This window comes from Maribacter arcticus (assembly GCF_900167935.1).
Classification (GTDB): Bacteria; Bacteroidota; Bacteroidia; order Flavobacteriales; family Flavobacteriaceae; genus Maribacter; species Maribacter arcticus.
On the sequence record NZ_FUYL01000003.1, the window covers coordinates 240,112 to 266,587 of the forward strand.

25 protein-coding genes are annotated in these 26,476 nt (G+C 36.0%); 11 read left to right on the forward strand and 14 right to left on the reverse strand.

Annotated elements, in window-relative coordinates; all coding sequences use genetic code 11:
* From B5X55_RS06410 to B5X55_RS06440, 7 genes are all read right to left on the reverse strand, one after another.
* On the reverse strand, nt 1–747 hold the full coding sequence (locus B5X55_RS06410; RefSeq protein WP_079511784.1) for a cyclase family protein: 747 nt from the start codon (nt 745–747) through the stop codon (nt 1–3).
* A 128-nt stretch (nt 748–875) separates the two neighbouring features.
* Entirely contained in the window at nt 876–2,009 is a 1,134-nt protein-coding gene (gene hemW / locus B5X55_RS06415; RefSeq protein WP_079511785.1) for a radical SAM family heme chaperone HemW, read from the reverse strand.
* Nucleotides 2,010–2,044: 35 nt separating this feature from the next.
* On the reverse strand, nt 2,045–2,407 hold the full coding sequence (locus B5X55_RS06420) for a four helix bundle protein (RefSeq protein ID WP_079511786.1): 363 nt from the start codon (nt 2,405–2,407) through the stop codon (nt 2,045–2,047).
* 25 nt (nt 2,408–2,432) lie between these two features.
* Complete coding sequence (gene ruvC, locus B5X55_RS06425; RefSeq protein WP_079511787.1) at nt 2,433–2,987, reverse strand: crossover junction endodeoxyribonuclease RuvC; 555 nt, start codon at nt 2,985–2,987, stop codon at nt 2,433–2,435.
* 5 nt (nt 2,988–2,992) lie between these two features.
* Nucleotides 2,993–3,514 carry a hypothetical protein gene (locus tag B5X55_RS06430; protein ID WP_234999682.1) on the reverse strand — a complete coding sequence of 174 codons (522 nt, stop codon included), beginning with the start codon at nt 3,512–3,514 and terminating at the stop codon, nt 2,993–2,995.
* 152 nt (nt 3,515–3,666) lie between these two features.
* A complete protein-coding gene (locus B5X55_RS06435) occupies nt 3,667–5,109 on the reverse strand; it encodes a M56 family metallopeptidase (protein ID WP_079511788.1) in 1,443 nt (480 codons plus the stop codon).
* Nucleotides 5,106–5,468, reverse strand: coding sequence for a BlaI/MecI/CopY family transcriptional regulator (locus B5X55_RS06440; protein ID WP_079511789.1), 363 nt, complete (start codon nt 5,466–5,468; stop codon nt 5,106–5,108). The genes B5X55_RS06435 and B5X55_RS06440 overlap by 4 nt, the downstream gene beginning before the upstream one ends.
* Nucleotides 5,469–5,612: 144 nt before the next feature.
* Here B5X55_RS06440 and B5X55_RS06445 point away from each other — a divergent pair, with 144 nt between their 5' ends.
* Nucleotides 5,613–6,128 carry a DUF456 domain-containing protein gene (locus tag B5X55_RS06445; protein ID WP_079511790.1) on the forward strand — a complete coding sequence of 172 codons (516 nt, stop codon included), beginning with the start codon at nt 5,613–5,615 and terminating at the stop codon, nt 6,126–6,128.
* A gap of 2 nt (nt 6,129–6,130) precedes the next feature.
* Here B5X55_RS06445 and B5X55_RS06450 read toward each other — a convergent pair whose 3' ends face one another.
* Both B5X55_RS06450 and B5X55_RS06455 read right to left on the reverse strand, forming a co-directional pair.
* Nucleotides 6,131–6,688 carry a nitroreductase family protein gene (locus B5X55_RS06450; protein WP_079511791.1) on the reverse strand — a complete coding sequence of 186 codons (558 nt, stop codon included), beginning with the start codon at nt 6,686–6,688 and terminating at the stop codon, nt 6,131–6,133.
* An 82-nt stretch (nt 6,689–6,770) separates the two neighbouring features.
* Nucleotides 6,771–7,667: a LysR family transcriptional regulator gene (locus tag B5X55_RS06455; protein ID WP_079511792.1), complete on the reverse strand. Its 897-nt coding sequence runs from the start codon at nt 7,665–7,667 to the stop codon at nt 6,771–6,773.
* An 84-nt stretch (nt 7,668–7,751) separates the two neighbouring features.
* Between B5X55_RS06455 and hutH the strand changes: the two genes are divergently transcribed.
* The 4 genes from hutH to hutG all read left to right on the forward strand — a co-directional run bounded on the left by hutH (nt 7,752) and on the right by hutG (nt 13,649).
* Nucleotides 7,752–9,326, forward strand: a complete 1,575-nt coding sequence (hutH, locus tag B5X55_RS06460) for a histidine ammonia-lyase (protein WP_079511793.1) — start codon at nt 7,752–7,754, stop codon at nt 9,324–9,326.
* 4 nt (nt 9,327–9,330) lie between these two features.
* Complete coding sequence (hutI, locus tag B5X55_RS06465; protein WP_079511794.1) at nt 9,331–10,578, forward strand: imidazolonepropionase; 1,248 nt, start codon at nt 9,331–9,333, stop codon at nt 10,576–10,578.
* A gap of 48 nt (nt 10,579–10,626) precedes the next feature.
* Nucleotides 10,627–12,627, forward strand: a complete 2,001-nt coding sequence (locus B5X55_RS06470; protein ID WP_079511940.1) for a urocanate hydratase — start codon at nt 10,627–10,629, stop codon at nt 12,625–12,627.
* A gap of 65 nt (nt 12,628–12,692) precedes the next feature.
* The gene (gene hutG, locus B5X55_RS06475) at nt 12,693–13,649 is read left to right on the forward strand and encodes a formimidoylglutamase (protein WP_079511795.1); all 957 of its coding nucleotides are present in this window, start codon (nt 12,693–12,695) and stop codon (nt 13,647–13,649) included.
* Nucleotides 13,650–13,834: 185 nt separating this feature from the next.
* Here hutG and B5X55_RS06480 read toward each other — a convergent pair whose 3' ends face one another.
* Nucleotides 13,835–14,185, reverse strand: a complete 351-nt coding sequence (locus B5X55_RS06480) for a pyruvate kinase (protein ID WP_079511796.1) — start codon at nt 14,183–14,185, stop codon at nt 13,835–13,837.
* Nucleotides 14,186–14,290: 105 nt separating this feature from the next.
* Nucleotides 14,291–14,749: a COG2426 family protein gene (locus tag B5X55_RS06485; protein ID WP_079511797.1), complete on the reverse strand. Its 459-nt coding sequence runs from the start codon at nt 14,747–14,749 to the stop codon at nt 14,291–14,293.
* Between the two features lie 232 nt (nt 14,750–14,981).
* Between B5X55_RS06485 and B5X55_RS06490 the strand changes: the two genes are divergently transcribed.
* Entirely contained in the window at nt 14,982–16,373 is a 1,392-nt protein-coding gene (locus B5X55_RS06490; RefSeq protein ID WP_079511798.1) for a Gfo/Idh/MocA family protein, read from the forward strand.
* A gap of 1 nt (nt 16,374) precedes the next feature.
* Here the strand turns inward: B5X55_RS06490 and B5X55_RS06495 are convergent, their stop codons facing one another.
* Entirely contained in the window at nt 16,375–16,848 is a 474-nt protein-coding gene (locus B5X55_RS06495) for an Lrp/AsnC family transcriptional regulator (protein ID WP_079511799.1), read from the reverse strand.
* A gap of 529 nt (nt 16,849–17,377) precedes the next feature.
* Between B5X55_RS06495 and B5X55_RS06500 the strand changes: the two genes are divergently transcribed.
* The 4 genes from B5X55_RS06500 (at nt 17,378) to B5X55_RS06515 (ending at nt 23,385) form a co-directional block, all read left to right on the forward strand.
* Complete coding sequence (locus B5X55_RS06500; protein WP_079511800.1) at nt 17,378–20,323, forward strand: TonB-dependent receptor; 2,946 nt, start codon at nt 17,378–17,380, stop codon at nt 20,321–20,323.
* 30 nt (nt 20,324–20,353) lie between these two features.
* The gene (locus B5X55_RS06505) at nt 20,354–20,851 is read left to right on the forward strand and encodes a hypothetical protein (RefSeq protein WP_079511801.1); all 498 of its coding nucleotides are present in this window, start codon (nt 20,354–20,356) and stop codon (nt 20,849–20,851) included.
* Between the two features lie 27 nt (nt 20,852–20,878).
* On the forward strand, nt 20,879–22,069 hold the full coding sequence (locus tag B5X55_RS06510; RefSeq protein WP_079511802.1) for a pyridoxal phosphate-dependent aminotransferase: 1,191 nt from the start codon (nt 20,879–20,881) through the stop codon (nt 22,067–22,069).
* A 119-nt stretch (nt 22,070–22,188) separates the two neighbouring features.
* A complete protein-coding gene (locus B5X55_RS06515) occupies nt 22,189–23,385 on the forward strand; it encodes an AEC family transporter (protein WP_200811589.1) in 1,197 nt (398 codons plus the stop codon).
* Nucleotides 23,386–23,647: 262 nt separating this feature from the next.
* On the opposite strand, the gene B5X55_RS06520 is transcribed toward B5X55_RS06515, so the two are convergent.
* Together B5X55_RS06520 and B5X55_RS06525 are read right to left on the reverse strand one after the other, a co-directional pair.
* Entirely contained in the window at nt 23,648–23,980 is a 333-nt protein-coding gene (locus B5X55_RS06520) for a hypothetical protein (RefSeq protein WP_079511803.1), read from the reverse strand.
* A gap of 121 nt (nt 23,981–24,101) precedes the next feature.
* On the reverse strand, nt 24,102–25,454 hold the full coding sequence (locus tag B5X55_RS06525; protein WP_079511804.1) for a Gfo/Idh/MocA family protein: 1,353 nt from the start codon (nt 25,452–25,454) through the stop codon (nt 24,102–24,104).
* 141 nt (nt 25,455–25,595) lie between these two features.
* Here B5X55_RS06525 and B5X55_RS06530 point away from each other — a divergent pair, with 141 nt between their 5' ends.
* Nucleotides 25,596–26,471: a nucleotidyltransferase family protein gene (locus tag B5X55_RS06530; protein ID WP_234999683.1), complete on the forward strand. Its 876-nt coding sequence runs from the start codon at nt 25,596–25,598 to the stop codon at nt 26,469–26,471.
* Nucleotides 26,472–26,476 lie beyond the last annotated feature (5 nt).

Consider the following 26,476-nt stretch of genomic DNA (forward strand, 5'->3'; position numbering starts at 1 on the left):
TTATTCTATTTTATAAAGTACTGGTCTACTAGGGCTAGCATCGTTTTCAAATGGGGCTACTTGTAGGTTTAAAAAATAGCTTCCATCAGCGATAGCATCCTTTACATAGATAAATTCCGTTATTGTTGCGCCTAATCGTACCTCTCCGTAAAAATTCCAAAATGCTTTGTGTGCTAATAACTGCCCATCATCTTTTTCTTTATCTACAGATGGCAAATCAATTAACAGATGTTCTACACCCAAATCTCGAATATACTCCATCGCATCCTCTATAATGTATGGAGGATTAGTATTAGAATATTGCCTCTTTAATTTGGTCTCAGAATTCGGCATCGTACGAATTACAAGAGCTTTAGGGGCTTTATCTTCTAACAGCTTTTTTAGCTGATTTTTTGTAATGACCAAATCACCGTTCTCTTCTGAAGGAGCTATAGTAATAACCTCAGCTAAAAAGAAAAACTGATGTAAATTCTGGTTTATAGATTGATGTTCTTTAGATATATGCCCTACACATTCCGTATGTGTACCATGAGAATGCGGATTAAACCAAATATCATAAAAATTAGTACTTGATCCTGCCGAAATACTACCTACAAAATCACTGTCGCAATGTGGTTCAATTTTCGGATTATCAATATACCAAGAATTTACATTCTCTTTAGTACCCCTAACTGCAATCGAAATATCTAACGGCTTCGAAAGGTCAATGTGGTATTCTTTGGTTTTATAGGATATGGTGGTCTTCATTTTACTACTGTCAATACGTGTGCAGTTGAATGGTTGATTAAACGTTGTATTTTGAATTAAGAAAATTACAACTTTTTAAACGGTTCAAGTAAAGTTATTCGAATCGAGAAACTTTCATGTCCAAAAGTTTATCGAAGATTGACCATAAACAAATCTGCAGCAATACCGTCTGCTAAAAACATGCCTTTTTTTGTTGTTTTAAGGGTTTCATCATCTAAATATAAAAGATGTTCTTCAATAAATTTATCGGCTTGTAACAAGGCATATTCCTTAAACTTTGGGCCAAATTCGGTTGCAATTCTACTTAAAGATACTCCCCAAATAGTTCTAAGGCCTGTCATTATATATTCGTTGTATTTATCTGTCGCAGAAAGAACCTCAACTTCCATAGGAAGAATATCTTTCTCAATCGATTTAATATACTTCGGATTGTTATTTATGTTCCACCCTCTACGTACACCGTCAAATGAATGTGCAGACGGACCTATACCTATATATTTTTTCTGCTGCCAATACGCGGAATTATTTTTTGAGTAATAACCAGGTTTTCCAAAGTTGGAAATTTCATAGCAATCAAATCCTGCATCTAATAGGGTTTCGTTTAAGAGGTTAAAATGCTCTTGTGCTTCTTCATCACTGGCAGGTGAAACCAATCCTTTTTCCACAAATTTGGCAAGGGCCGTTTTGGGCTCTACGGTTAATGCATAACTAGATATATGCGGAATTCCGTATCCAAGAGCTTTATCAATATTTTCTTTCCAACGCGCTAGACTCATGTTAGGCATTCCATAAATTAAATCAATAGAAATATTATCGAAATGTTGCCTTGCCAACTGCAAACTTTTTTCAGCCTCTGCAGCATTATGCGCTCTATTCATCAGCTTTAAATCCTCTTCAAAAAATGATTGAATACCGATACTTAATCGGTTTATAGAACTCGCTGCCAAATGCACTATTTTCTCTTCAGATAAATCATCAGGATTCGCCTCTAAGGTGATTTCAGGATTATCGATAATAGTATAATTCGTGCGAACCGAGTTCAGTATTAGCTCTATTTCATCCGATTGCAAAACAGATGGTGTACCACCACCAAAATAAATTGTAGCTACAGTTTCATCTTCAAACTCCGACTTTCGCAATTCCAGTTCCTTACATATCGCATTCACCATTGCATCCTTCTTCCCCATCGAGGTAGAAAAATGAAAGTCACAATAGTGACAAGCTTGCTTACAAAAAGGAATGTGAATATAAATTCCGCTCATGATACAATAAACAGTTAACAGTTATCAATGAGCAATTATGCTCCTTTTTTTATTCTTGTGGATTTTAAAATCGAAAACATGATTTTAGAAAGCTCGTCTGCATTATTAATCAATTTCTTCGCCGTAGTTACTTCAATATATTCTGAATCCATAAGTAGGTTCAACCAGTATTTTGTTTCCAAACTTTCTTTGTAAGCAATTGAGATTTTAGCAGAAAAATCTGCTTTAGAAATGGCACCATTAGCTTCGGCTATATTAGCACCAATAGAAGTTCCAGACCTTAAGAGTTGTTTTGATAAAACGTATTCGTTTTTATTTTTGGTAATAAGCTGATAGAGTTTAACAATTTGCAAAGCAAAATCATAAGATTTTTTCAATAATGGATTTTCATTGTTCATTGATAATTGTTCATTGATTATTATCTTATTTTTTCACCCTTTTCTCATTCTGCTTCACAAAAGCATCCCAGCCAGTATAACTTTTACCAACCTCAACTCTACCCTCATTATAAAAATGACAAACGGCAGCTGCTAGTCCGTCGGTACTGTCTAGATTTTTTGGTAGTGTTTTTAATCCTAATACACTTTGTAGCATTTTTGCCACCTGTTCTTTACTGGCGTTTCCGTTACCGGTAATCGCCATTTTAATTTTTTTTGGAAGGTATTCGGTAATTGGTATTTGTCGTGAAAGTCCCGCAGCCATGGCTACACCCTGAGCTCTACCCAATTTAAGCATTGATTGAACATTTTTACCAAAGAAAGGAGCCTCAATGGCAATTTCGTCGGGGTGATAGGTGTCAATTAACTCAATCGTACGCTCAAAAATGAGCTTTAATTTTGTGTATGGGTCATTATATTTTTGAAGTAGCAGTTCGTTCATTTGAATAAACTCCATTTTTTTACCCACTACTTTAATGAGTCCGAAACCCATAATAGTTGTACCAGGGTCAATACCCAATATAATTTTCTCGTTCGCCAAAGTGCTTAGTTTGTATTTAATTGAACAGGTATTCGGTATTTAGTATTCACCGGAATTCCCCTTTTTAAAGCGGGTGCAAGTTTAGGAAGATTCTTTAAGCTTTGGGTAATGACACCATCAAATTCTGGCATTTGGGTTAATACCGAAGCATCTTTTTCTATATCGGTGACATTAATTCTACCCAAGGTATCAATTACAAAAATAACCGCTGCCGTTTCACTTTCCTTATCGGTAAGTGTAAATTCAAAATCATTTAAGGTTTCTTGAAAATGAGAGATTAAAGTTTCCTCAAAGCATATCTTCTGTTGAGCTTTGGTAGCCGTTTCATCACAGGTGTAGAAAAAAGGATAAGAGTCAACACTATTCCAATCTATATGACGTAATTCTTCGTTTATAAGCTCTTGAGTTCGTTTTTGTTTTGATTCAAAGAACGAACAAGAACTTATAAGTATAAAAAGAAGAAAGTATACATATCGTTTCATCACACCTGTTCTACGGGTGAAATTACGATTTTTTTGAGGAGACATAATATGATAACCCGTCGTAAAAAGTAAAAACAAACATCAAAACACCAGATATACGTCTTTACAAGAAGTTTTTTAGCGACAAAGCAACCTGTTTGTTACGTGTTTCAAACAAACAGATTACTTCACTGTATTGGTAAAGACCTTTATTTAAATTATTGCAATTTAAAATTTACGGGGATAGAGAAAGGTACACTCACCAATTTACCCTTATGTTTTCCTGGAGTCATTTTTGGTAGCTTCTTAATAATTCGTTCTACCTCATCTTCCAACAATTTATCTGGCCCACGCATTTCTATATTATCAATTACTCCTTCCGATGTAATCATAAACATAACACTTACTCTTCCTTCTATTCCTTTATCCTGAGCTTCTTTCGGATAACTAAAGTTCTTGCCAATATGCAACTGTATCTTGTCATTAAAACAAGCACGTTTATCTGCCGCATCTTCACAACCTGGAAAAATTGGAACTTCATCAACAACGGCAAAAGGAACTTCAGTGTCATCACTATATTCTTTTACTTCAAATTTAACGGTGGTTGCGTTTTTTTTATCTTCGTTATCTATACGTGCTTTTAGTTTCTTCAATTCATTATCCAAATTGACTATTATAGGGTTATTCTCATCCGCCGATTTTAACAAGCGCCATCTTTCTGTGGCTAAATCATTGTACATTGTTATAAGTGAGTCTTCTTTATGTATCACTTCATCGGCACTTTCTGACAATTCTTCCAATTGTTTCTTTTCTATTTCACAAGAACTATAAACCAACATCCCAAACACTAATGGCAGTAGCAATAAATACTTTAATTGAAACACTTTTTTTGATTTCGATTTTTGTAACATGACGATTCGTTTTTTGATTAATGATTTTGTAAAAAATTGATTGATGAATGATATATGTTCGGTTTGAAAAACTTGAGATAACAACTGCTGATATTGCTCTGATTTGTCTTCTTTAGCCACATGAGCATCTGCGATAAATTCGTGCAATTCTGAAACTCGATTTTGATACACGTATACCAAGGGATTGAACCACCCAATAATTCGCATGAGCTCAAAGAATAATAAATCCCAAGTATGACCTTGCCTTATATGCACCAACTCATGCTCAATAATGGTATCATGTTTCATTTTTAGCACCTTGTCACCAATAAAAATAGATTTGAAAAATGAAAAGGCGATGCTACTATTGGTGATGATTACTTGCGTGAAATTTGGAAATTGAACTTGTTCGCCGTGCTTTTTTAATAGATATACTTGTCTTAGTTTAAATACAAAAAACAAAAGCGCTAAAAACATTCCTGAATAAAAAATACCCTCTTGCCAAGTTAATTGCCAACCCAAAGAATCTTCAATAGTTACTACTTGTACAGCATTTAAATTCCATAAAAAATCAGGATACCCAGCAAAGGTCTGCGGAACTTGCTGCTTAAATGCTTCAATTTTTACCCATGGCAAAATCAGGGATAGTAAAAATGTACCTAGTAAATACACTCTATTCCATTGAAAAAAAGTTTCTCGCTTTAAAAAAAAGTCATAGATGACTAAGAATAGTAATTGAAAGGCAATGCACTCAAGAATGTATTGTATCATGGCTTTTCCTTTTTAATTTCATTTAATACTGATTCCAATTCAGACAAGCTCATATCATTCTTCTTCATAAAAAAAGACACCATACTTTTAAAAGAACCTTGAAAATAACCGTCTACCAGTTTATTAATAGACTGATTGCTGTAATCGGCTTTTTGCACCAAAGGAAAATACAAATACCCTTTCCCCTCTTGCTCGTGATCCACAAAGCCTTTGCTTTCAAGAATACGTACTATGGTAGAAACCGTATTGTACGCCGGTTTTGGTTCAGGTAATTTTTCTATAACTGCCGCAACATTACATTTTTGCAATTGCCATACAACTTGCATAATCTCTTCTTCGGCTTTTGTCAACTGTTTCATTCAACTAATCTTTTAGTTTGATATTCAAATATAACTAAATATTTAGTTTAAACTATTTTTTTAGTTATAAAAAATAATATTCGGTTATTCTCTTGTAACTTTAGAGACCTATCTTAGTCTAATACGAAACACGTACTTTAAACAATGGATATTTTCTTATTGATACTTGGCTTTATACTAATGCTCGTGGGCATAATAGGTAGTTTTTTACCCATTTTACCTGGGCCGCCAATTAGTTGGGTGGGATTACTTCTACTTCATTCTACAAGCGTAATCGATATGACTTGGGCTTTTTTAGGAATTACTTTAGCCATTGCCCTACTAGTTTTTGCCTTAGACTATGTGATACCAGCCATAGGAACTAAAAAATTTGGTGGCACAAAAGCTGGCGTAATTGGCACTACTGCTGGGTTGGTGGTTGCACTTTTCTTTCCTATACTAGGCCCTTTTGGCATTATCATTTGGCCTTTTATTGGTGCTTTAGTGGGTGAACTTTTAAATAAGGCAGACAAAAAAACCGCTACGAAAGCGGCTTTTGGTTCATTCCTTGGATTTTTAACGGGCACTTTTATGAAATTCTTAGTCGCCATTGTATACTTAGGCATGTTCATATCTGAAGCCTGGCAACACAAAGCTGCACTGTTTCCTTTCTTTAGTTAACCTTATTCAGTAATCCAATCTGTATTTGAAGCAATCGGATTTCGCTTTCCTTCTGGGAGGTCTCCATCAAAATTCCCCATGTAAAAGAATCCTAAACATTTTTCACCTTCCTCTAAGGTTAAAAACTCATCCATGTATTTTATGAGTCCGGGTGAAGACCAATAGCTACCAATACCCATTTCTGTACATAACAACCACATATTTTGAACAGCCATAGCTACTGCAGCCACTTCTTCCCATTCTGGTAAAGATTCTTTAGGGTCTCTCTGCATACAAATAGCAATAACCGCACTTGCCCTTTGTGGATTCTCCTGTAGCTTTTTAATTTTTATCGATTTTGGCCTAGGGTCAACCTCCTCATATTTCTTAGACAAGAATGTTCCTAATCGACTTTTTGCATCTCCTTGTAGTACTTTAAACCGCCAAGGTTCTGTACACTTATGGTTGGGTGCCCAGTTGGCCGCCTCTAGTACTTTTTCTATGTCAGCCTTCGCAATAGGAGTTTCATTATACTGTACTGGAAATATTGACCTTCTCTTCTTTATTATATCAAATACCATACTATCATTTTATCTTGTAAAATTAAGACATAGGCAGTAAACTATTTGTTAGATAAATAAAAAAAAAAGATAGCTTTTTATCTTAATAGTACTTACTTACCAATAGCAATTCCATACAATTTTTCAATACCGGATTCGTATGCTCTTTTTTCCATATAACCGATAGTTCTGCCCGCTGAGGAATATTCTTAAGTTCAATAAACTTTACACGCATTTGAAATCCGTTCTGCAAAGCTGTAGGCACAATAGCGATACCCATATGATTTTCTACTAACTTAAAAATAGTATGGGCATGAACCGACTTATGCGAAACTTTAGGAGCAAAACCTGCATCTTGGCAAATGCTCATTATTGTTTCATAATACAACGGACTATATGTCTGATTAAAAAGTATAAAATCATCATTTGCAAATTGATGCATTCCCTTAAACTCTCTAGTAAGTAAAGGGTATCGTTCTGGTAGAACTAATGAAAATGTATCCTTGAAAACCGTTTTCATATGTAACGTATTTGGTACTCTAGCAACACGTACAAAACCCATATCTAATTGATCATTCAATACCGCATCTACCTGTGCGAAATTTGAAAGCTCTTCTAAAGAGGTTCTTACTTTTGGATATGTCTCTTTAATATTCAAAAGTAGTTGAGGAATCACCTTTTGCATTGCCGAACCTAAAAACCCAATTCGCAATTCGCCGCTATTACCGTCACCGACTAATTTTAATTGCCGTTCAACTTTTTCTAAATGATTGAAAATGAATTCTACTTCTTTTTTTAAAAAATGACCAGCGGGTGTCAGAGAAACTTTCTTCTTATTACGTTCAAATAATTGAGTTTCCAAAATATCCTCCATTTGCTTAATCTGCCTACTTAATCCCGGTTGAGAAATAAATAATTTTTCAGCCGCTTTTCTAAAGTGTAGTTCTTCGGCGACCGCAAGAAAATAAGTTAAGTGCCGCAATTCTATTTGATTACTCATGGTTATGAATTAATGACAAAATTGATATTACCAAGTATTAAAAATAGGTATTAATTTTAACCTAAATCTTGAGACATCAATGTTATGAGTAAACAGACATTTAAACTAGGAGAAGATTGGCTTACCGCAGGGAAAGCATTAGAAATTACTGAGAACAAAATTTCTGTGATTCTTTCTAATGAAACCGAGATAAAAATAGAAAAAAGCTGGAGCATCGTTCAGAAAATAGTAGACAAAGGACACCCTGTTTACGGTATAAACACTGGTTTCGGACCCTTATGCACTACCAAGATTTCAAAATCAGAAACGAATATTCTTCAGACCAATATTCTTCAAAGTCATAGTGTTGGTGTTGGTGACCCAATAAAGAAAGATATAGCAAAATTGATGCTAATTCTTAAAGCACAGTCCTTAGCAAAAGGCTTTTCAGGTATTGCCCTGAAAACCTTAAAAAGAATTATTTGGCATATTGAGAATGATGCTATTCCTATAGTTCCGTCTCAAGGTTCAGTAGGTGCATCGGGTGATTTGGCGCCTTTATCTCATCTATTTCTTCCTTTAATTGGAATGGGTAAGGTGGAATATAAAAATGAAATTATTACAACAGCAACCTTGTTTGAAAAAACCGGACTCGAACCTATAGCCTTAGGTCCAAAAGAAGGTTTAGCATTAATAAACGGCACACAATTTATTGCGGCTCATGCCGTAAAGGTAGTTTCGCAATTACATTCATTATTAGCACAAGCCGATATTATTGGCGCCATGATGATTGAAGGGTTACAGGGTTCGGTAAAACCATTTTACAATGAACTTCATGCCTTACGACCATTTAAAGGCAATGTTCATGTTGCAAAAAGAGTGAAGAAATTATTGAAAGGGTCTGAAATCATGGACGACCATGTTGATTGCGAAAAGGTACAAGACCCCTACTCCATTCGCTGCATACCGCAAGTACATGGTGCTTCTCGCACCGCTTGGCTACACCTAAAAGAATTGGTAGAAGTTGAATTGAATTCTGTAACAGACAATCCGGTTATTATAGATGAAGAACTGACCATTAGTGGTGGTAACTTTCATGGACAACCTTTAGCCATGGCCTTAGATTACGCGTGTTTAGCAGCATCTGAATTAGGTAATATTTCTGATAGACGCATTTATTTAGCCTTAGAAGGAAATAGCCCTGGTGTGCCTAAATTACTCATGAACGATACTGGCATCAATTCTGGCTATATGATTTTACAGTATACTACGGCAGCTTTGGCAAGTGAAAACAAAGGACTCTGTTTTCCATCAAGCGCAGATAGTATTCCAACATCTCTAGGCCAAGAAGATCATGTTAGTATGGGATCCATTGGAGGTAGAAAAGCATTACAGGTTATTGGAAATGTCGAGAAAATACTAGCTATTGAATTACTTACTGCAGCACAAGCTTTTGAGTTTCGAAAACCATTAAAATCTGGAGTTTTCTTAGATGAAGTTCATAATGCAGTTAGAGAACAAGTCGCCTTTGCTGTAAAAGACCGCATTTTCGCCGACGATATTGAAAAAGGAATTGAAATGATTCAGAATAAAACCATCATAAAAGTTGTAGATCGGGTTCAAAAGGAACACAACATTTCTTTAAAAACTAAATTTTCAACAGAATTCGAAGTATATTGAAAATATGGAAAAAGCAACATTAATAGGCCCCTTCAAACAAATTATTACCATGACCGGCATACCTTTAAAAGGTGCCGTTAAGGATAGTGAATTGCACATAGTTTCAGATGGCGGTATCATTATTACCGGTTCGACTATTACTAAAATAGGAGATTTTAAACTTTTAAAAGAAAGCGATAAAATTGGAGAAACAATAACCCTAAAAGGAAATCATGTTTGTGTACCGGGCTTCATCGACGCTCATACACATATTTGTTTTGGAGGGTCACGCGCAAAGGATTATGCTATGCGAAATGCAGGTAAATCTTATTTAGAAATCGCACATGCGGGTGGTGGTATTTGGGATACGGTTACGCAAACTAGAAAAGCCACACAAGAAGAATTGACCAAAAGCACCATAAAACTTGCTAATCGCCATTTAAAAAACGGCACCACCACTATAGAGGTAAAAAGTGGATATGGTCTTTCTGTAGATGAAGAACTAAAAATGCTAAGGGCCATTAAAGAGGCAAATATTACCGCGATGCCAGATTTAATACCCACATGTTTAGCTGCGCATATGCTACCCAAAGATTTTCAAGGAACAGAAACCGCATATCTATCAGAAATAGCAGAGCGTTTATTTCCGATTCTTAAGTCAGAAAAGTTGGCTAACCGTATTGATGCATTCATTGAAGAAAGTGCATTTTCAGCCGAAGACATTAAAGATTATTTTAATACAGCAAGTGCTATGCAATTCGATATTACCGTTCATGCCGACCAATTTACGCCTGCTGGCAGTAAAGTAGCTGTCGATTATAAAGCACTTAGTGCTGACCATTTGGAGGCAAGCACTGAAAATGAAATTGCGATACTTGCCAATAGCGATACCATTGCCGTTGCCTTACCAGGAGCTTCTATCGGATTAGGATGTGATTTCACTCCTGCACGTAAATTATTAGATGCTGGTGCCGCTTTAGCAATAGCGAGCGACCACAACCCTGGTTCTGCACCCATGGGCGATTTACTCACCCAAGCCAGTATTTTGGGTACATTTCAAAAATTGACCAATGCAGAGGTTTTATCAGGAATCACCTTTAGAGCAGCCGCAGCTTTAAACCTTTCTGATCGCGGAAAACTAGAAGAAGGGCTTTTAGCAGATTTCGCCGTTTTCCACAGTGATAATTACCAAGATATTCTCTACAACCAAGGCAACTTAAAACCTTGCATGGTTTGGAAGGATGGCAACCTAGTCTATGATAAGCATAATTAGGAGTTAGGAGTTAGGAGTTAGGAGTTAGGAAAAATAAAAAACAGTATGATGAACTTTAAACAAGAGATACAAACCGGAATACCCGCTGAACTTCCTCTAAAAAAGGAACGTTCTTCAAATGTAAGTCATGCTCCGAATCGAAAGCAAATACTATCTATAGCTGAAAAACAATTAGCAATTAGAAATGCACTACGCTATTTTCCTACTGAATGGCATGCGACACTAGCACCTGAATTTGCTGAAGAACTACAGGTTTTTGGGCGTATTTATATGTATCGTTTTCAACCTACCTACGAAATGTATGCTAGGCCAATATCTGACTATCCGGCTCATACTTCTCAAGCAGCTGCAATCATGCTTATGATTCAGAATAACTTAGATCCTGCAGTTGCACAACATCCTCAAGAACTAATTACATATGGTGGTAATGGGGCCGTTTTTCAAAATTGGGCTCAGTACCTGCTTACCATGCAGTATCTATCGGAAATGACCGAAGAACAGACTTTGCATATGTATTCTGGTCATCCAATGGGTCTTTTTCCTTCATCAAAAGAAGCTCCTCGCGTGGTAGTCACAAACGGAATGATGATTCCGAACTATTCTAAACCCGATGATTGGGAGAAATACAATGCACTTGGGGTAACTCAGTACGGTCAAATGACGGCTGGTTCCTTTATGTATATTGGTCCGCAGGGCATTGTTCATGGCACCGCTATAACAGTAATGAACGCATTTAGAAAAGTATTAAAAACGACCGAATCTTCAGCAGGTAAGTTATTTTTAACTGCAGGTTTAGGTGGCATGAGTGGAGCTCAACCAAAGGCGGGTAATATTGCAGGTTGTATTACCATTTGTGCTGAGGTTAATCCACATGCCGCCAAAAAAAGATTTGAACAAGGTTGGGTAGATGAATTAATTCAAAATTTAGATACGCTGGTCAAAAGAACCAAAGAAGCGAAAGAGAATAATGAAGTAATCTCTTTGGCATTTATTGGTAATGTTGTTGATGTGTGGGATCGATTTTATAAAGAAGATATTTATATTCATTTAGGTTCTGACCAGACATCTTTACATAATCCATGGGCCGGCGGATATTACCCTGTCGGACTTTCATTCGAGGATGCTAATGTAATGATGAATCAAGACCCGAAAGCTTTTAAAGCTAAAGTTCAAGAATCATTACGTAGACATGCAGATGCCATTAACCTCCACACTAAAAAAGGAACTTATTTCTTTGACTATGGAAATGCCTTTCTTTTAGAAGCTTCGAGAGCTGGTGCCGATGTAATGGCAGAAAATAGTATTGATTTTAAATATCCATCTTATGTACAAGATATTCTAGGACCAATGTGTTTTGATTATGGTTTCGGTCCTTTTAGATGGGTTTGTTCCTCTGGAAATTCTGAAGATTTACGAAAAACAGATGCAATTGCCCTACGGGTATTAAAAGCAATAAAAGAAGAAGCTCCAGTAGAAATTCAACAACAGTTGAAAGATAATATTAAATGGATATCTGAAGCCGAACAAAATAAGTTGGTTGTAGGTTCTCAAGCCAGAATATTATATGCTGATGCGGAAGGTAGAGCAAAAATAGCTTTGGCCTTTAATGAGGCAATTGCTAATGGAGAGCTATCTGCCCCTATCATTTTGGGTAGAGACCACCATGACGTAAGTGGTACAGATTCTCCTTACCGAGAAACTAGTAACATTACAGACGGCAGTAAATTCACTGCCGACATGGCCATACACAATGTTATTGGCGATAGTTTTAGAGGTGCTACTTGGGTATCTATACATAATGGTGGTGGTGTTGGTTGGGGTGAAGTCACCAATGGTGGTTTCGGTATGGTGTTAGATGGTTCAAACGATGCAGAGCGTAAACTAAAAAACATGCTTTTCTATGATGTAAACAATGGGATATCTCGCCGAAGCTGGGCCCGAAATAAAGAAGCAATGTTCGCTATTCAACGAGAAATGGAAAGAACCCCGACTCTCAAAGTTACTTTTCCTAATTTAGTAGAAGACAAATATTTAGAGAACTTGTTTTAATCGAATTCTAGTGTAAATTTCATGCTATAATTCATTACATTTCACCCCTAATTTGTTGATATAACATGTCAAATTATAAGCTTCCTAGAAAGGATAATTGGATTGGAAGGTCGTCTGACCAACAACTTTACTTGAATGAAAAAATTATTCTTTCGAGTATCAAATCACCGTTTCAGTCTAACCAAAACAAGACTATAGCTCTATTAGGTTATAGTAGTGATGAAGGTGTACGAAGAAACCACGGCAGGGTTGGCTCATCATTGGGACCTGATGCTATTCGGAAGCAATTGGGAAAAATGCCAAATCATCTTGACAATAACACGCAGCTCATCGATTTCGGAAATCTAGAATGTAACGATGAAGATTTAGAATCACTACAAAGTGATTTATCAGTTGCCGTTAAATTCTTTTTAGATAACAATGCAATTCCTATTATTCTTGGTGGTAGTCACGATCTTGCTTATGGGCATTACAACGGCTTGTCTCAATACTTACCAGAAGGCAAAACGATAGGAATCATTAATTTTGACGCCCATTTCGATTTAAGACCAAATATCAATGGTAATACCTCAGGAACACCTTTTTACCAAATAGCCACGGAACATGAAGCAAAGAATGAGTCTATAAAGTATATGGCCTTAGGTATTCGAAAAGATGCGAATACAAAAGACCTATTTGAATTTGCAGAGACCCATCACGCAAATTATTTAGAGCAAAAGTATTTCTGCATGACCTATTTAGAACATGTAGAATTACGACTCATGCAATTTATAGAAGATGTTGATTATCTATACACTACAATTGATTTAGATGGTTTTTCTTCAGCTTACGCACCGGGCGTTAGCGCCTCATCACCAATGGGATTTTCCCCAGACATAGTACTTAAAAGTCTAAAACTAATTCTTGAATCAGGTAAATTATTGGGGTTAGATGTGGTAGAACTTAATCCGAATTATGATGTAGATGACCAGACCGCTAAATTAGCAGCCTCTCTAGTTCATTATGTTATTCATAAAGTATAGCGGAAAACAAAAAAAGCCTCCCATTATGGAAAGCCTTTCATTGGGTACTATCGGCATAAACCGATAAACACAATTGTCTCAAATATTCTTCGAGACACAACACAACGCCACAAAGATAATAAAGGTTTTTAAATAAATGTATAGCATGTTAATTTCTTACAACAACTATTTTTAGTAGCCTATTATTAAACTTCTTTAGTATTAAAAAGTTTATATACCTGTTGTTTTTCTTTCAATGAAAATTGCTTAGAAGCAAACCAATCATGAATCTTAATCTTCTCATTTTCAATTTGCGCATTACGAATTGCATTTAAAGAAACGATATGCCAATGCGAACCTTTATTACGTGAAACCGAATAACCAACATCTTCCATAATATAAGATTGTTTTGGTCTATTTATAAGCCTTACTCCATTTTTTAATACAGCCAAAGTTTCAGTTAAACGTGCCACTTCAGAAAATGAATATCTAGCAAAATCGTTGAATCCATTCTGCTCAACATTATAAAGTTTATCACCAATTTTAAGGTCATTCATAGCATAAAAAAGCTGCAAATTTAAAGGGCTTATGTTGGTAATGAAATTTTTAAGATGTTTAGTTATTCACAAAATGATAGTAGCTCAAGAAACACAATTATCATACTATGCCATTCCTTTCATGGTCAGCAAAGTAGTGACCCAAATGATTACAGAAGACAAAAAGATACCAATCGTATTAGCAACAAAGGCTTTTTTACGCTCAATTTTAAAAAGGTAACTGGCGATACTACCTGCATAAACTCCTGTACCAGGAACAGGTAGCATTACGAAAAATATGAGTCCGTAAAAACCATATTTTCTTATTTGATCACCAGAACCCATTTTTGCCCTACGTGCAATGAATAGTGCTGCTTTCTTATATAAATGCCAGCGAAGTAAGTATTTATTGATTGTATTCAAAAAAAACATCATGATAGGAAACACCATGACATTTGCTAAAAAGCACACCACTAACACCAAATAAATATTAACCCCATTTAGCAAACCATAGGGTATACCAACTTTAGCTTCCCCTAATGGTGAGATGCTCCAAAGTGCTGCTATAATCAAATCTTTCAACAAAAGTCTATTTTTAGCGACTGCAAAATTACGCCCTTCTATAAAAATTCTTTGCCATTTAAATCATAAATAATGATGATATTCGAATTATCAAGACCAACAGCTTCCATATTTTATAAGCAACAACACATAGCTATTATTAGTTGGTCTTATAAATGAAGTAGGCATACCCATATTCAATTTTAAAATTGCTATTTTTAAAAGTTGACAACAACTACCAATACCGAACCAAAACATGAGCAAAAAAAATTCAAGAAGATCGTTTATAAAACGCGCTTCGCTAACCTCAGCTGCCTTAAGTACAAGTCCTTTTTTATTGGCAGCCTCTAGTAACAACCGTTTAATTTTAAGTAGAAGCTACACCCATCAAGAGTTTAGTGCGAACGATCAAATAAATATTGCTTTGATCGGTACAGGAATTCAGGGAATATTCGACACGCAAGCTGCCCTGAAAGTTGATGGGGTAAAGTTGGTCGCAGCATGCGATTTATATACCGGAAGACTTGAAAGAGCAAAAGAACTTTGGGGGCAAGATATTTTTGTGACCCGTGATTATAGAGAGGTATTAAATCGTAAAGATATAGATGCCGTAATTATTGCAACACCTGATCATTGGCATCAAACTATAGCAGTTGCAGCACTTAATGCTGGCAAGCATGTGTATTGTGAAAAACCAATGGTGCAAAATTTTAATGAAGGTCAAGAAATTATAAAGGCACAAATAAACTCAGGTAAAATATGCCAAGTTGGTAGCCAAGGAATGTCATCGCTCGGTAATGAGAAAGCAAAGCAACTTTATGAAGATGGGGCTATTGGAGATATTGTGATGTTAGATATGTATAACGACAGATATTCTGCTGAGGGTGCATGGCAATACCCTATACCACCAGATGCAAACACGAATACCGTTGATTTTGACACCTTTTTAGGCAACGCCCCGAAAGTACCTTTCGAACCAAAAAGATTTTTTAGATGGAGAAACTATCAAGATTATGGTACCGGAGTTGCGGGAGATTTATTCGTTCACGCATTTTCTACTTTAAATTATGTCATAAGTTCACATGGGCCAAATAGAGCTTTAGCAACTGGTGGACTACGTTATTGGAAAGATGGTAGAGATGTACCCGATGTTTCCATAACCCTATATGATTATCCTAAAACTGAAACTCATGCGCCTTTTAATGCAGCTTTCCGTATAAACTTTATTGCAGGTAGTGGTGGAGGTGGTGGCTTTAAACTTATAGGCACCGAAGGTGAAATGGAAATAGGGCAGAACTCCGTCACCGTAAATCGTTCAAAATTAAGTATGACCCCTAGTGGATATTCATTGATTTCGTTTACCGAGGAAATGCAACAAAAGATCAAAAACGAATATGCTGCTAAAAACTTAGAACCTAGAAGATCTAGTTTGTCTACAGGTACAACCACTTGGGAAGCACCGAGTGATTATAAAGGAGGTCATTATGACCATTTCAATAATTTCTTTACGAGCATAAGAAGTAATGGTAAAGTAATACAGGACCCGAAATTTGGACTTAGAGCCGCAGGAGCAGCACTTTTGGCTAACGAAAGTTATTCTAGAAAACAACCCGTTAATTGGAACCCTACAGAAATGAAATTAATGTAAATTAATCTTCTATTACTTCATTGAATTGAATGTGGCGTTCCACATTCTCTTCAATTGAAATGAATGATTCTATACCACGTATACCCGTAATGCTAAGAATTTCATCTTGATAGACTTGTTTATAGTGAAAACTATCTCTAGCATGCATCTTTATAAAAATATCGTATTTACCGGTTACGTGGTGTATTTTAACCACCTCTTCAATTTCATTTAACTTTTTCATGACCTTCTTAAAAAGGTTAATCTCACTTAAAAAAATTCCTAAGAAAATAGTCATTTTCCAACCCATCTTAGCGTAATCTAAACTAAGGGTTGCTCCGGTTATTAAACCCATCTCCCTCATTTTTCGCATTCGCATATGCACCGTTCCTGGAGAAATAATCAATTTTTTGGCTACATCGGTATAAGGGGTTTGTGCATTTTCCGCCAGAATATTCAAAATATTAAAATCTACATGGTCTAATTTATTTCTCATCTGATACGTTCGATTAAATTCTCACAACAATTAAAATTGACCATTCATTAAACTATTATAGGTCTTTAGCCTTTTTTAACAAATTTAATTTATAGTTATGTCATTTTACGTATTAATATTGCAATAAAAATACCAATAATTGAGCTTTTGTTTAAAATTTCATAATCCTACTGATGATTGCATAAAAAGCATCTTCGCAGCAAATAATATCAAATCTTCACAATCGTATTATTAGGATTTCAAAAAATCGAAATATTATCATTTTTAATCAAAAAAAATGATTTTTATTCAATAAAAAAGAACACAATAAGCTTGTTTACAATTAGTTACAAAACGATGCTATTTTTATTATTCTTCAACAATCTATAATATTGTCTAAGTCAAATTATCCTCAAATAACATGATATTTTGATTGTAAAGTTTCCGGAACTTTTCTTTTACGAATAACGTACCCCCATAGTTTTCATATGTAAATATGAGCGTTTATACGGTATGTAAACCATTAAGCAATAACTAAACTCACTCGATTATGAAGAAAATTCTAACGCTTTCCTTTTTAATGCTACACACACTATTTGTAGTCCATGCACAGGAAATAACAATAACCGGAAAAGTATCAGATTCGCAAGGCCCATTACCAGGCGTAAATGTGATAGTTAAAGGAACTACTAAAGGAGTCATTACAGATTTTGATGGTTTGTACTCCATTTCTGCCACCTCTGATGCTGTTTTGATTTACTCATTTATAGGCTATGCCAAATTACAGGTTCCTGCGAACGGTAAAACTACATTGAATGTAACCCTTGAAGAGTCAGCACAACAGTTGACAGAAACCATTGTACTTGGCACAAGAGGTGCTGCAAGAACAAAATTGAACACTCCCGTACCTGTAGACGTAATCAATATTAAGAAAGATGCGATAAATATGCCGCAGCAAGATCTTTCACAAATGCTAGCAGCTTCCGCTCCATCATTTACCGCATATACAAGTGGTGGTGGTGACTTATCATCATTTGTTAGTCCGCCTTCTTTAAGAGGTTTGGCTCCTAACCAAATGTTGGTTTTGGTAAATGGTAAAAGAAGACATACCTCAGCTATTCTTGCCGCATCACAAACGGGTACACCTTCAAATGCTGTAGATATGAAGTTTATACCTTCTATCGGTATTGACAGAATAGAAATATTACGTGATGGCGCTTCCGCCCAATATGGTTCCGATGCGATTGCCGGTGTTGTAAACGTGGTTCTTAAAAAAGGAACTGGCGAATTTACCGGAACACTAACTGGCGGTGCTTACCCAAATGCCTCACCTGATTTTGGCGATTCTGATTTAACAGACGCAGAAAAAGCGCTTAACAGATCTTCTGGAGATTGGGATGGCTACAATTTTCAATTCGATGGGAATTATGGAGTCGGATTTGAAAATGGAGGTTACTTCAATGCCTCAGTTCTTGTAAGTCAATCAGAAAGAACAATAAGACCAACAGTTTTAGAAATTGATAGAGCGCCACTTTATAACGATTTATATTTAAATAACGGTACTGCGGGTGTAAACGGCAACCCAATTATAACAAATCCTGAACTTATTGCAGCCCAAGGCAGTGGTGATATTGGTTTAATTAGCTCATTGACCACCGTTGAAGGACTAATGGATGCTAGGGGTATTGAACAAGTAGATGTTTCTACCTATTCAGGACAACCAGCAAAAACATTAATGGGTTTTAGTTTCAATATGGAAATTCCATTAACAGATACCACGGACTTCTACGCCTTTGGTGATTTTGGATATCAGTATTCAGATGCCTATAGCTGTTTTTATAGAAGGGCTGCACAAGCAGACCGAACAAGTTACGCCCTTTATCCAAATGGATTTAGGCCTCAAATTTATACAGACCAATACAACTTGTCATTGGCTACAGGTATTACCGGCGAGTTAGGAGATTACGAATTTGATTTAAGCAACACCTTCGGAACCAATTCAGCGAAATACGGTATGTTCAATACTTGGAATGCAAGTATTGGAGAAAGTTCTCCTACTGAAATGAACCTAGGAACACATAGCTTCTTACAAAACTCACTTAATCTAGATTTCACCAACTACTATGAAGACATTCTTTCAGGATTGAATGTTGCCTTTGGAGGTGAATTAAGGGTTGAAAACTATTCCATCGAAGCCGGACAAGAAGAAAGTTGGACAGCAGGTACTGCTGGCGTTATAACCGCTACAGAAGACAACCAAGCATTAATTGGTCCTGATGGTTTCCCACTTGAAGACTTGAACGGTTCACCCATTGTAGATGACTCTGGTGCTGCAGTTGTTTTACCATATGCAGGTGTAAGTCAAGAGTTAGTGAAAAACTATGCATTGAACTGTCAGTGCTTTAGAGGTTTTGCCCCTGAAAACGAGAGTAATAGTTTCAGATCTGTTATGGCAGCTTATGTTGATTTAGAATTAGATGTATCCGATAAATTTCTTATCTCTGGTGCCTTACGTTTAGAAAACTATTCTGATTTTGGAAATGTAATTACCAGTAAAGTTGCTGGTAGATATTCTATCAGCGATAATTTTGCAATAAGAGGTTCTTACAGTAGTGGTTTTAGAGCTCCCTCATTACAGGAACTAAACTATTCGCATAGCTATACTTTCTTCGTAAACCTGGTTCCTTTTGATGGAACACTTTACCAAAATAGCAGTTCTGCGGCAAGTGCATTGGGTATAGGTCAATTACAAGAAGAGCGTTCTAGAAACTTTAGCCTAGGTTTTACTACTAAAATTGGAAAATTAGACTTCACCTTAGACGCCTACAAAATTGATATTTTCGATAGAATTTTTGAAACTGGTGAATTTAATGCAGGCACCACTCCTGCTTTAGCACCAATCATTGGAAGCGGACTTGCAAGCTTCAGAATTAACGGAGGTGACATTAGCACCAAAGGTATTGAGGCAGTAGCCAATTACAACACTAATTTAGGCGCAGGTCAATTAGGCGTAGTTCTTTCAGGAACTTTTAGAGAGAATAAATTTGAAAACATTAATCTACCAGATTTGAACACCAATTTAACTGATGAAGAATTGGCTGATAATTATGTGAATAGGGGTCTTATAGGTCAATTTGAAACAGGAACGCCTAGCAGCAAACTAATTGGTACCGTAAATTATTCAATAGGTAAATTTTCTACCATGTTAAGGGGAACCCGTTATGGTTCTGTTCAAACAAGAGATAGTAGATCGAGAACATTATTAGATGGTTCTACAGGGTACGCTGATCAATATTTTACTCCAGAATTTACGGTAGATCTAGGTGTCACCTACAAGGTATCAGACAATCTAAGCCTAACCGTTGGTGGTAATAATGTGTTCAATGAATATCCAGAAATCATTAGATATGAACTTAGAACATTCAACTTGTATTCTAATTATCAGCAAGGGTCTTCAGGCTCTTACTATTTTGGAAGATTAACGTTCACACTATAAAGCAAGGTAACCCTTTAAGAAAAGATAATTATGAAAACATACATTAAACATATAGTAATCTTAGTAGTAACAATTGGCTTTTTCTCTTGCGAACAAGAACGATTAGAAGCAATATTAACCACTGCCGATGGTGGTGGCAAGTTAACTACCTATACAGCATATACCATTGATTCAACTGATCCCGATGGGTCAAATGTTTATGGCAGAATCGTGTTTTGGAAAAGCACCTTAGACCAAACCCTAGTACAAATTTCACTTTACAACACAGTTCCTGGTCTATTGCACCCTGCATTGATTATAGATGGTGCAGTTGGTTCAGGAGGAACGACCATGATAACATTAGATAATGTTTCTGGCGAAACAGGTGAGCTAGACACTAGTAAATTCTATGTTATAACAGATACTTCTTTCTATGATTCCATTTCATCAATGGATAGTCATATTGATATCTATCTGAGTACTACCGACGATACACTGGTTGCAACAGGTGACCTTGGTAGTAATGCTGATCCTGTAGAATCTAATTGAATAGTATAAACTTAAATATAGCACAAAATGAAAACAAATGTAAACAGAAGAGATTGGCTTAAAAAAGGCGTTCTCACAGCAGCAGGAGTCATGGCAGCACCTTATTTGACCTATGGGGCTTTCCCCTCACAACCAACGGTAGTAGATACAAAAGGGAATATACCGTATACCCCTTTTTTTAAAGAGTATTTACCATATGCACCAACCCAACCTCTAGAGCTTGCGGCAAAATTAAATGCAAACGAAAATCCGTATGGCCCATCGCCGATGGCCGTTGCAGCTATGCAAGAATATGCACCAAAAGGTAACCGTTACGCATGGAAAGAGCTATACCAATTAATGGATAAGATTGCTATTGAAGAGGGTGTAAAGCAAGAAAATATTATGATGGGGCCAGGCTCATCTGATTTATTGGAGAAAACAGCAATGGTTTTCTTTCAACATGGAGGTAATATTGTTTCTGCAGATCCCGCTTATATGTCACTAATTAAAGTTGCTGAAGCAACTGGTGCCACTTGGAAACCCATTCCACTTAAAAAAGACTGGTCTCACGATTTAGCAGCCATGGAAGCGGCAGTTGATGACGATACAAAATTAGTGTACATCTGCAACCCCAACAACCCGACTGGGAGTATGACCGACCATGTAGAACTAATTGATTTCTGTTCACGTGTATCTGAAAAGACTCCAATTTTCGTTGATGAAGCTTATTTAGGTTTCTTAGAAGATAGTGCCAAAAAGAGTATGGTGTCGTTAATCAATGAAGGTAAAAATGTAATCATTGCCCGTACGTTTTCTAAAATTCAAGGTATGGCAGGTTTACGCGTAGGTTATGTAGTAGCACAACCAGAAACCTTAGATATCATTCAAAAAATAACACGTGGTGGTATGGGTATTTCACTTCCTTCCGTTTATGCTGCAATGGCCAGTATGGAAGATGTTGCCTTTAAAGACAAATCTAGAAAACTGAATAAAGAATGTAGAGAATACGTGTACGAAAACCTTGATCGTTTAGGCTTTGAATATGTACCTTCTTCTACAAGCTTTATAATTTTCCCAATAGAAATGGACGGTAAACCTTTCTTAGAAAAAATGACCGCCGAAGGTGTTGGTGTGCGAGCTTTTGAAATCTACGGAAAAAACTGGTGCCGTGTGAGCATGGGTACTATGGATGAAATGAAGTTGTTTACCGCTGCCCTTGAAAAAGTGCTAGTTTAAGTTTGAATTAGTCTAGGAGTTGGGTGAAAGGATAATTGCCTTTATACAACAGTCTCTAGTTCAACTCCTTCGGACTATTCATTTTTAGAGAACCCTGCTCAAACTAAATCCCTCAGAAGATGAATTTTGCTTTACAAAAAACACTGGAATTAATATTAATCATTGGCCTTGGGTTGCTTTTACAAAAAAAAGTAGCCAAGCAAGATTTAAAAGGAGTTAAGGTCTTAATATTGAGTGTGGCATTACCTGCGACTATTTTCGTAGCTCTGCTGAAAATAGAACTAAATGGTACATTATTAGTATTTCCCTTAGCCGCTTTAACCTTTAATTTGTTAATGTTATTAGCTACAAAATATTTTCTTGCAGCATCGTTACATAAAGAAGAGAAAAGTAAAAAGAGAACGTTAATGATGTTATTGCCCTCGACGGCACCAGGCTTATCCTGTTTTCCATTTATCGTAGCTTATTTAGGAGACGACACTTTGGCTTTAGCTGCATTAGCAGATATAGGGAACAAAATTTTTGTCCTTATACTGCTATACATGCTAGCCATGCATTGGTACCGTAAGAACTCGGTCAATGAAAAACAAGAGTCATCTAAAAGTAAACTAAAAGGTCTTTTTATTTCATTAATTAACGAACCTATTAATATGGTCATTGTAGTAGGTTTGATTATGTTAGGTTTCGGATTAAACCTTTCTTCATTACCAACCTTTTTTCAAAACACTGCATTAAGCATAAAAGATTTGATGACGCCATTAGTCTTATTATTTATAGGCATGGCCGTTAGAATCAATTCTGGTGAATTTAAGTTAATCATATCTATGCTATTCCGTAGAGCGGGTCTTGCTTTTTTAATAAGCGGTCTATTTGCATTCGCTATACCAACTTTAACTCCGGCAATGATTCTACTGTTAGTTGTTTTTCCTCAAAGCGCATGTAGTTTTTGGCCATTCGCACATATGAGTGCCATTCAATCTATGGATGAGAAAGACGCGCAGCCGAATCCGACCTTCGATGTTAACTTCGGGCTAAACATATTAGCATGTTCTTTACCTTTTTCTACATTATTGATTATCGGTATTTTCTCTTTTAGCGAGTTCTTCATCAATCCGCTAATATTGCTTGGTTTAGGAGCATCGATTCTAGCTATTTCTTTTACTCCAGATATTTTCAAGACTACAAGCTTCATGTTAGATAGAGAGAGAAAAATAACCCGTAAAACTTTGAAAAAAAAATCACATATGACCATTGCAAAAGATGATTTTATGCCTACTAATGAAAAAAAATCAATTAGCGATGCCAAGGCTAGCTAAATCGAACTTTAACTAGGTTTCTTTCATCCAAAGGCCACATATAAAATCAGAAATATCTTTCAAAAACAATAAGAACACATGCCATGAAACGTTCTAGAGCGATTGTAAAAATTACTAAAAAAAATTAAGGCTCATAACTCTGGCAACTATAAAACAAAAAAATAGCTCAACTTGTATAAATATACTCGCCAAGCCAACTTTTTTAATTCAAACTACTCCTTTTAAATGTTAGATAATTTGACTCATTTACATAAGAATTGTTTCATTTAGCTACTTCAATAGGTACGAGATACACAATATCTTCATCATAACTACCTTTTCGAAGTTCTTGAAAATCTATATTCTCCTTAATATACTTAGAAAGCATACTCGAATTGGTAGATATAGATAATATCCTAACCAAACCTTTATCGTCAACAGCTAAACGAACTTCTGCTTTTTGCCCCCTAATCTGGTCTGGAACATTCTCTTCATCAAATAGATTGTAAATCTGACTGGTTAATGCCTTGGTATTTTTCGGCTCAGTATCATTGGCTAAAGCACATGACACACTTAAAAAAGTAAAAATTACTGTAAAATATAATATTATTTTCATTACATATATATTAAATTATATTTAAATTTATCTTAATAATAGATATAATAAAATATTAAATTATTAATATTTTAATCTTAAACTAAGATTGTGATAATTTATCAGTCATGAAAAATAAATTTTAGTAATTTTCTTTCATCCAATCATAAGGTTTTCTATTCATCCAAAGTCCTCTTGTAAAATCAGGAAAATCCTGAGGTTCACCATTATTTGCTATAGATACCTCAGAAAGTGGTGTAACAGCACTCCATGCAGCAGCATCATAGGCATCTAAAGGAGGTGCAATGTTTTGTTTCGCAGATTCAATAAATGAATTCATTACAAAGAAGTCCATACCCCCATGACCGGCATCTAGAGCATATTCGCCATACTTTTTCCACAGTGGATGATCATATTTTTCTATCCATGGTTGAGCTTCGCTCCAAGTATGAGGTTCAGATTCTCCTTCAACATAAATTCGACTTCCGTCTACTTCCCAAAGTCCATTAGCGCCTTGAACCCTAAACCCTAATGAGTAAGGTCTGGGCAAATTACAATCGTGAGTGATAATTATAGTTTCGCCATTGGCTGTATTTATGGTAGAGGTGATTACATCGCCCTGCTTGAATTTTACTTTTGCATTCGGGTGAGTTTCACCACCTTCCTTTACAATATAATTATGTAATCCTATACCTTTTGTGGCATGAGAGGTCATCGATACAAAACGATTTCCCCTATTAACATCCGCCATTACAGCGATAGGACCCAGACCATGAGTTGGGTAGACATCTGCATTTCGTTTCACTGAATGTTCAGTTCGCCATTTAGACTCAGAAATACCTTTCTCTCCAAATTCTACTCCTTTACCGTAGGCCGTTTTTCCATCATTAAATTTAACATGTCTTAAATCATGTTGATAGCCACACCTAAAATGAACCAGCTCACCAAAAACATTTTGTTTCACCATGTTAAGCACGGCTAAAATATCTCTACGATAGTTTACATTTTCTAATATCATCATGTGGGTGCCAGTACGCTCATGAGTATTGACCAAATCCCAACACTCTTCTAAGGTATTTGAAGCTGACACTTCTACCCCAGCATATTTTCCTGCCTCCATAGCATCTACCGTCATACGAGTATGCCAAAGCCATGGTGTCGCAATTACTACTGCATCAACATCTGCCAAGGCCAAAAGATTTTTATAATCCATATCATTTGAGCCAAATACTTTTGGAACTTTCCCTTTTGCCTCTGCGATATGTTTTTTAGCAATAGCTATACGTTCTGGGTCAACGTCGCAAATCGCAGTGATGTTCACATCTTTCCTTAATAAAAGGTTTTGAAGATGATTGGTACCTCTTAATCCGACTCCAATCAATCCAACATTCAATTTATCCGCAGCATTAAAACTATTTCGGGCAAAACCTGGTACTGCCACTAATCCCATACTTGCAATTGATGCATTTCTAATAAAATTTCTTCTCGAGCTCATATTCAAAAAATTATAATCCTTGAATTTATAAAAACTACTTGACTAATATTAACTAATCGTCAATTTTAATGGTGATACATCTAAATTGGAGGATGATTTATCATAGCATTTCATACTTTTGACCTTTTAAATACAAAAATCATGACATTACTTTTAATGGCTGCTGGTAGTGGCAGTAGATATGGAAAACTTAAACAATTCGATGATTTAGGTCCAAACGGTGAATTTTTAATGGAATTCGCTATTTATGACGCCATCCAAAATAATTTCGAACAGATTGTAGTCATCACCAAAAAAGAAAATGTGTCTTTTTTGGAAGAACACCTTTCAAAAAGACTACCTAAAACCATAAAATTAAATGTTCTTGCTCAAGAGATTACAGATTTACCTGATGGAGTTACGTTCACTGGTGAGCGTAAAAAACCATGGGGCACCGCTCATGCAGTTTGGACTGCAAGAAATGTTATCGATGGTCCGTTTGTAGTTATAAATGCTGATGATTTTTATGGTCAATCTGCCTATAAGAGAGCTGCTGATTTCATAAAATCGGATGATAATGCATATGCACTTTTAGGGTATACTTTAAAAGATACATTATCTGAACACGGCTCTGTTTCTAGAGGTGTTTGTGAAGTTAAAGGTGAAAATTTAGTTTCCGTTCAAGAACGACTTAAATTAATAAAGAAAGAAGATAAAATTGTTGATGAGGACACAAATTTATCTTTCACAGGAGATGAACAGGCAAGTATGAACTTTTGGGTTTGTAGACCTTCCATTTTCGATAAGATTGAATCTGAATTCAGATTGTTTTTAAATGACGATAACCGTATTGCGAACAGTGAGCTGTATATCCCATTAATGATACAAGAGATGCTGCAGGCAAATGAGATAGAAGTAAAATGTATACCTTCTGGCGGCGATTGGTTCGGTGTTACTTATGCAAGTGATAAAGAAAAAGCAATGAACAGCCTTAAAGAGAAATCTGACTCAGGTAAATACCCTGCCCCTATTTGGTAGATTCT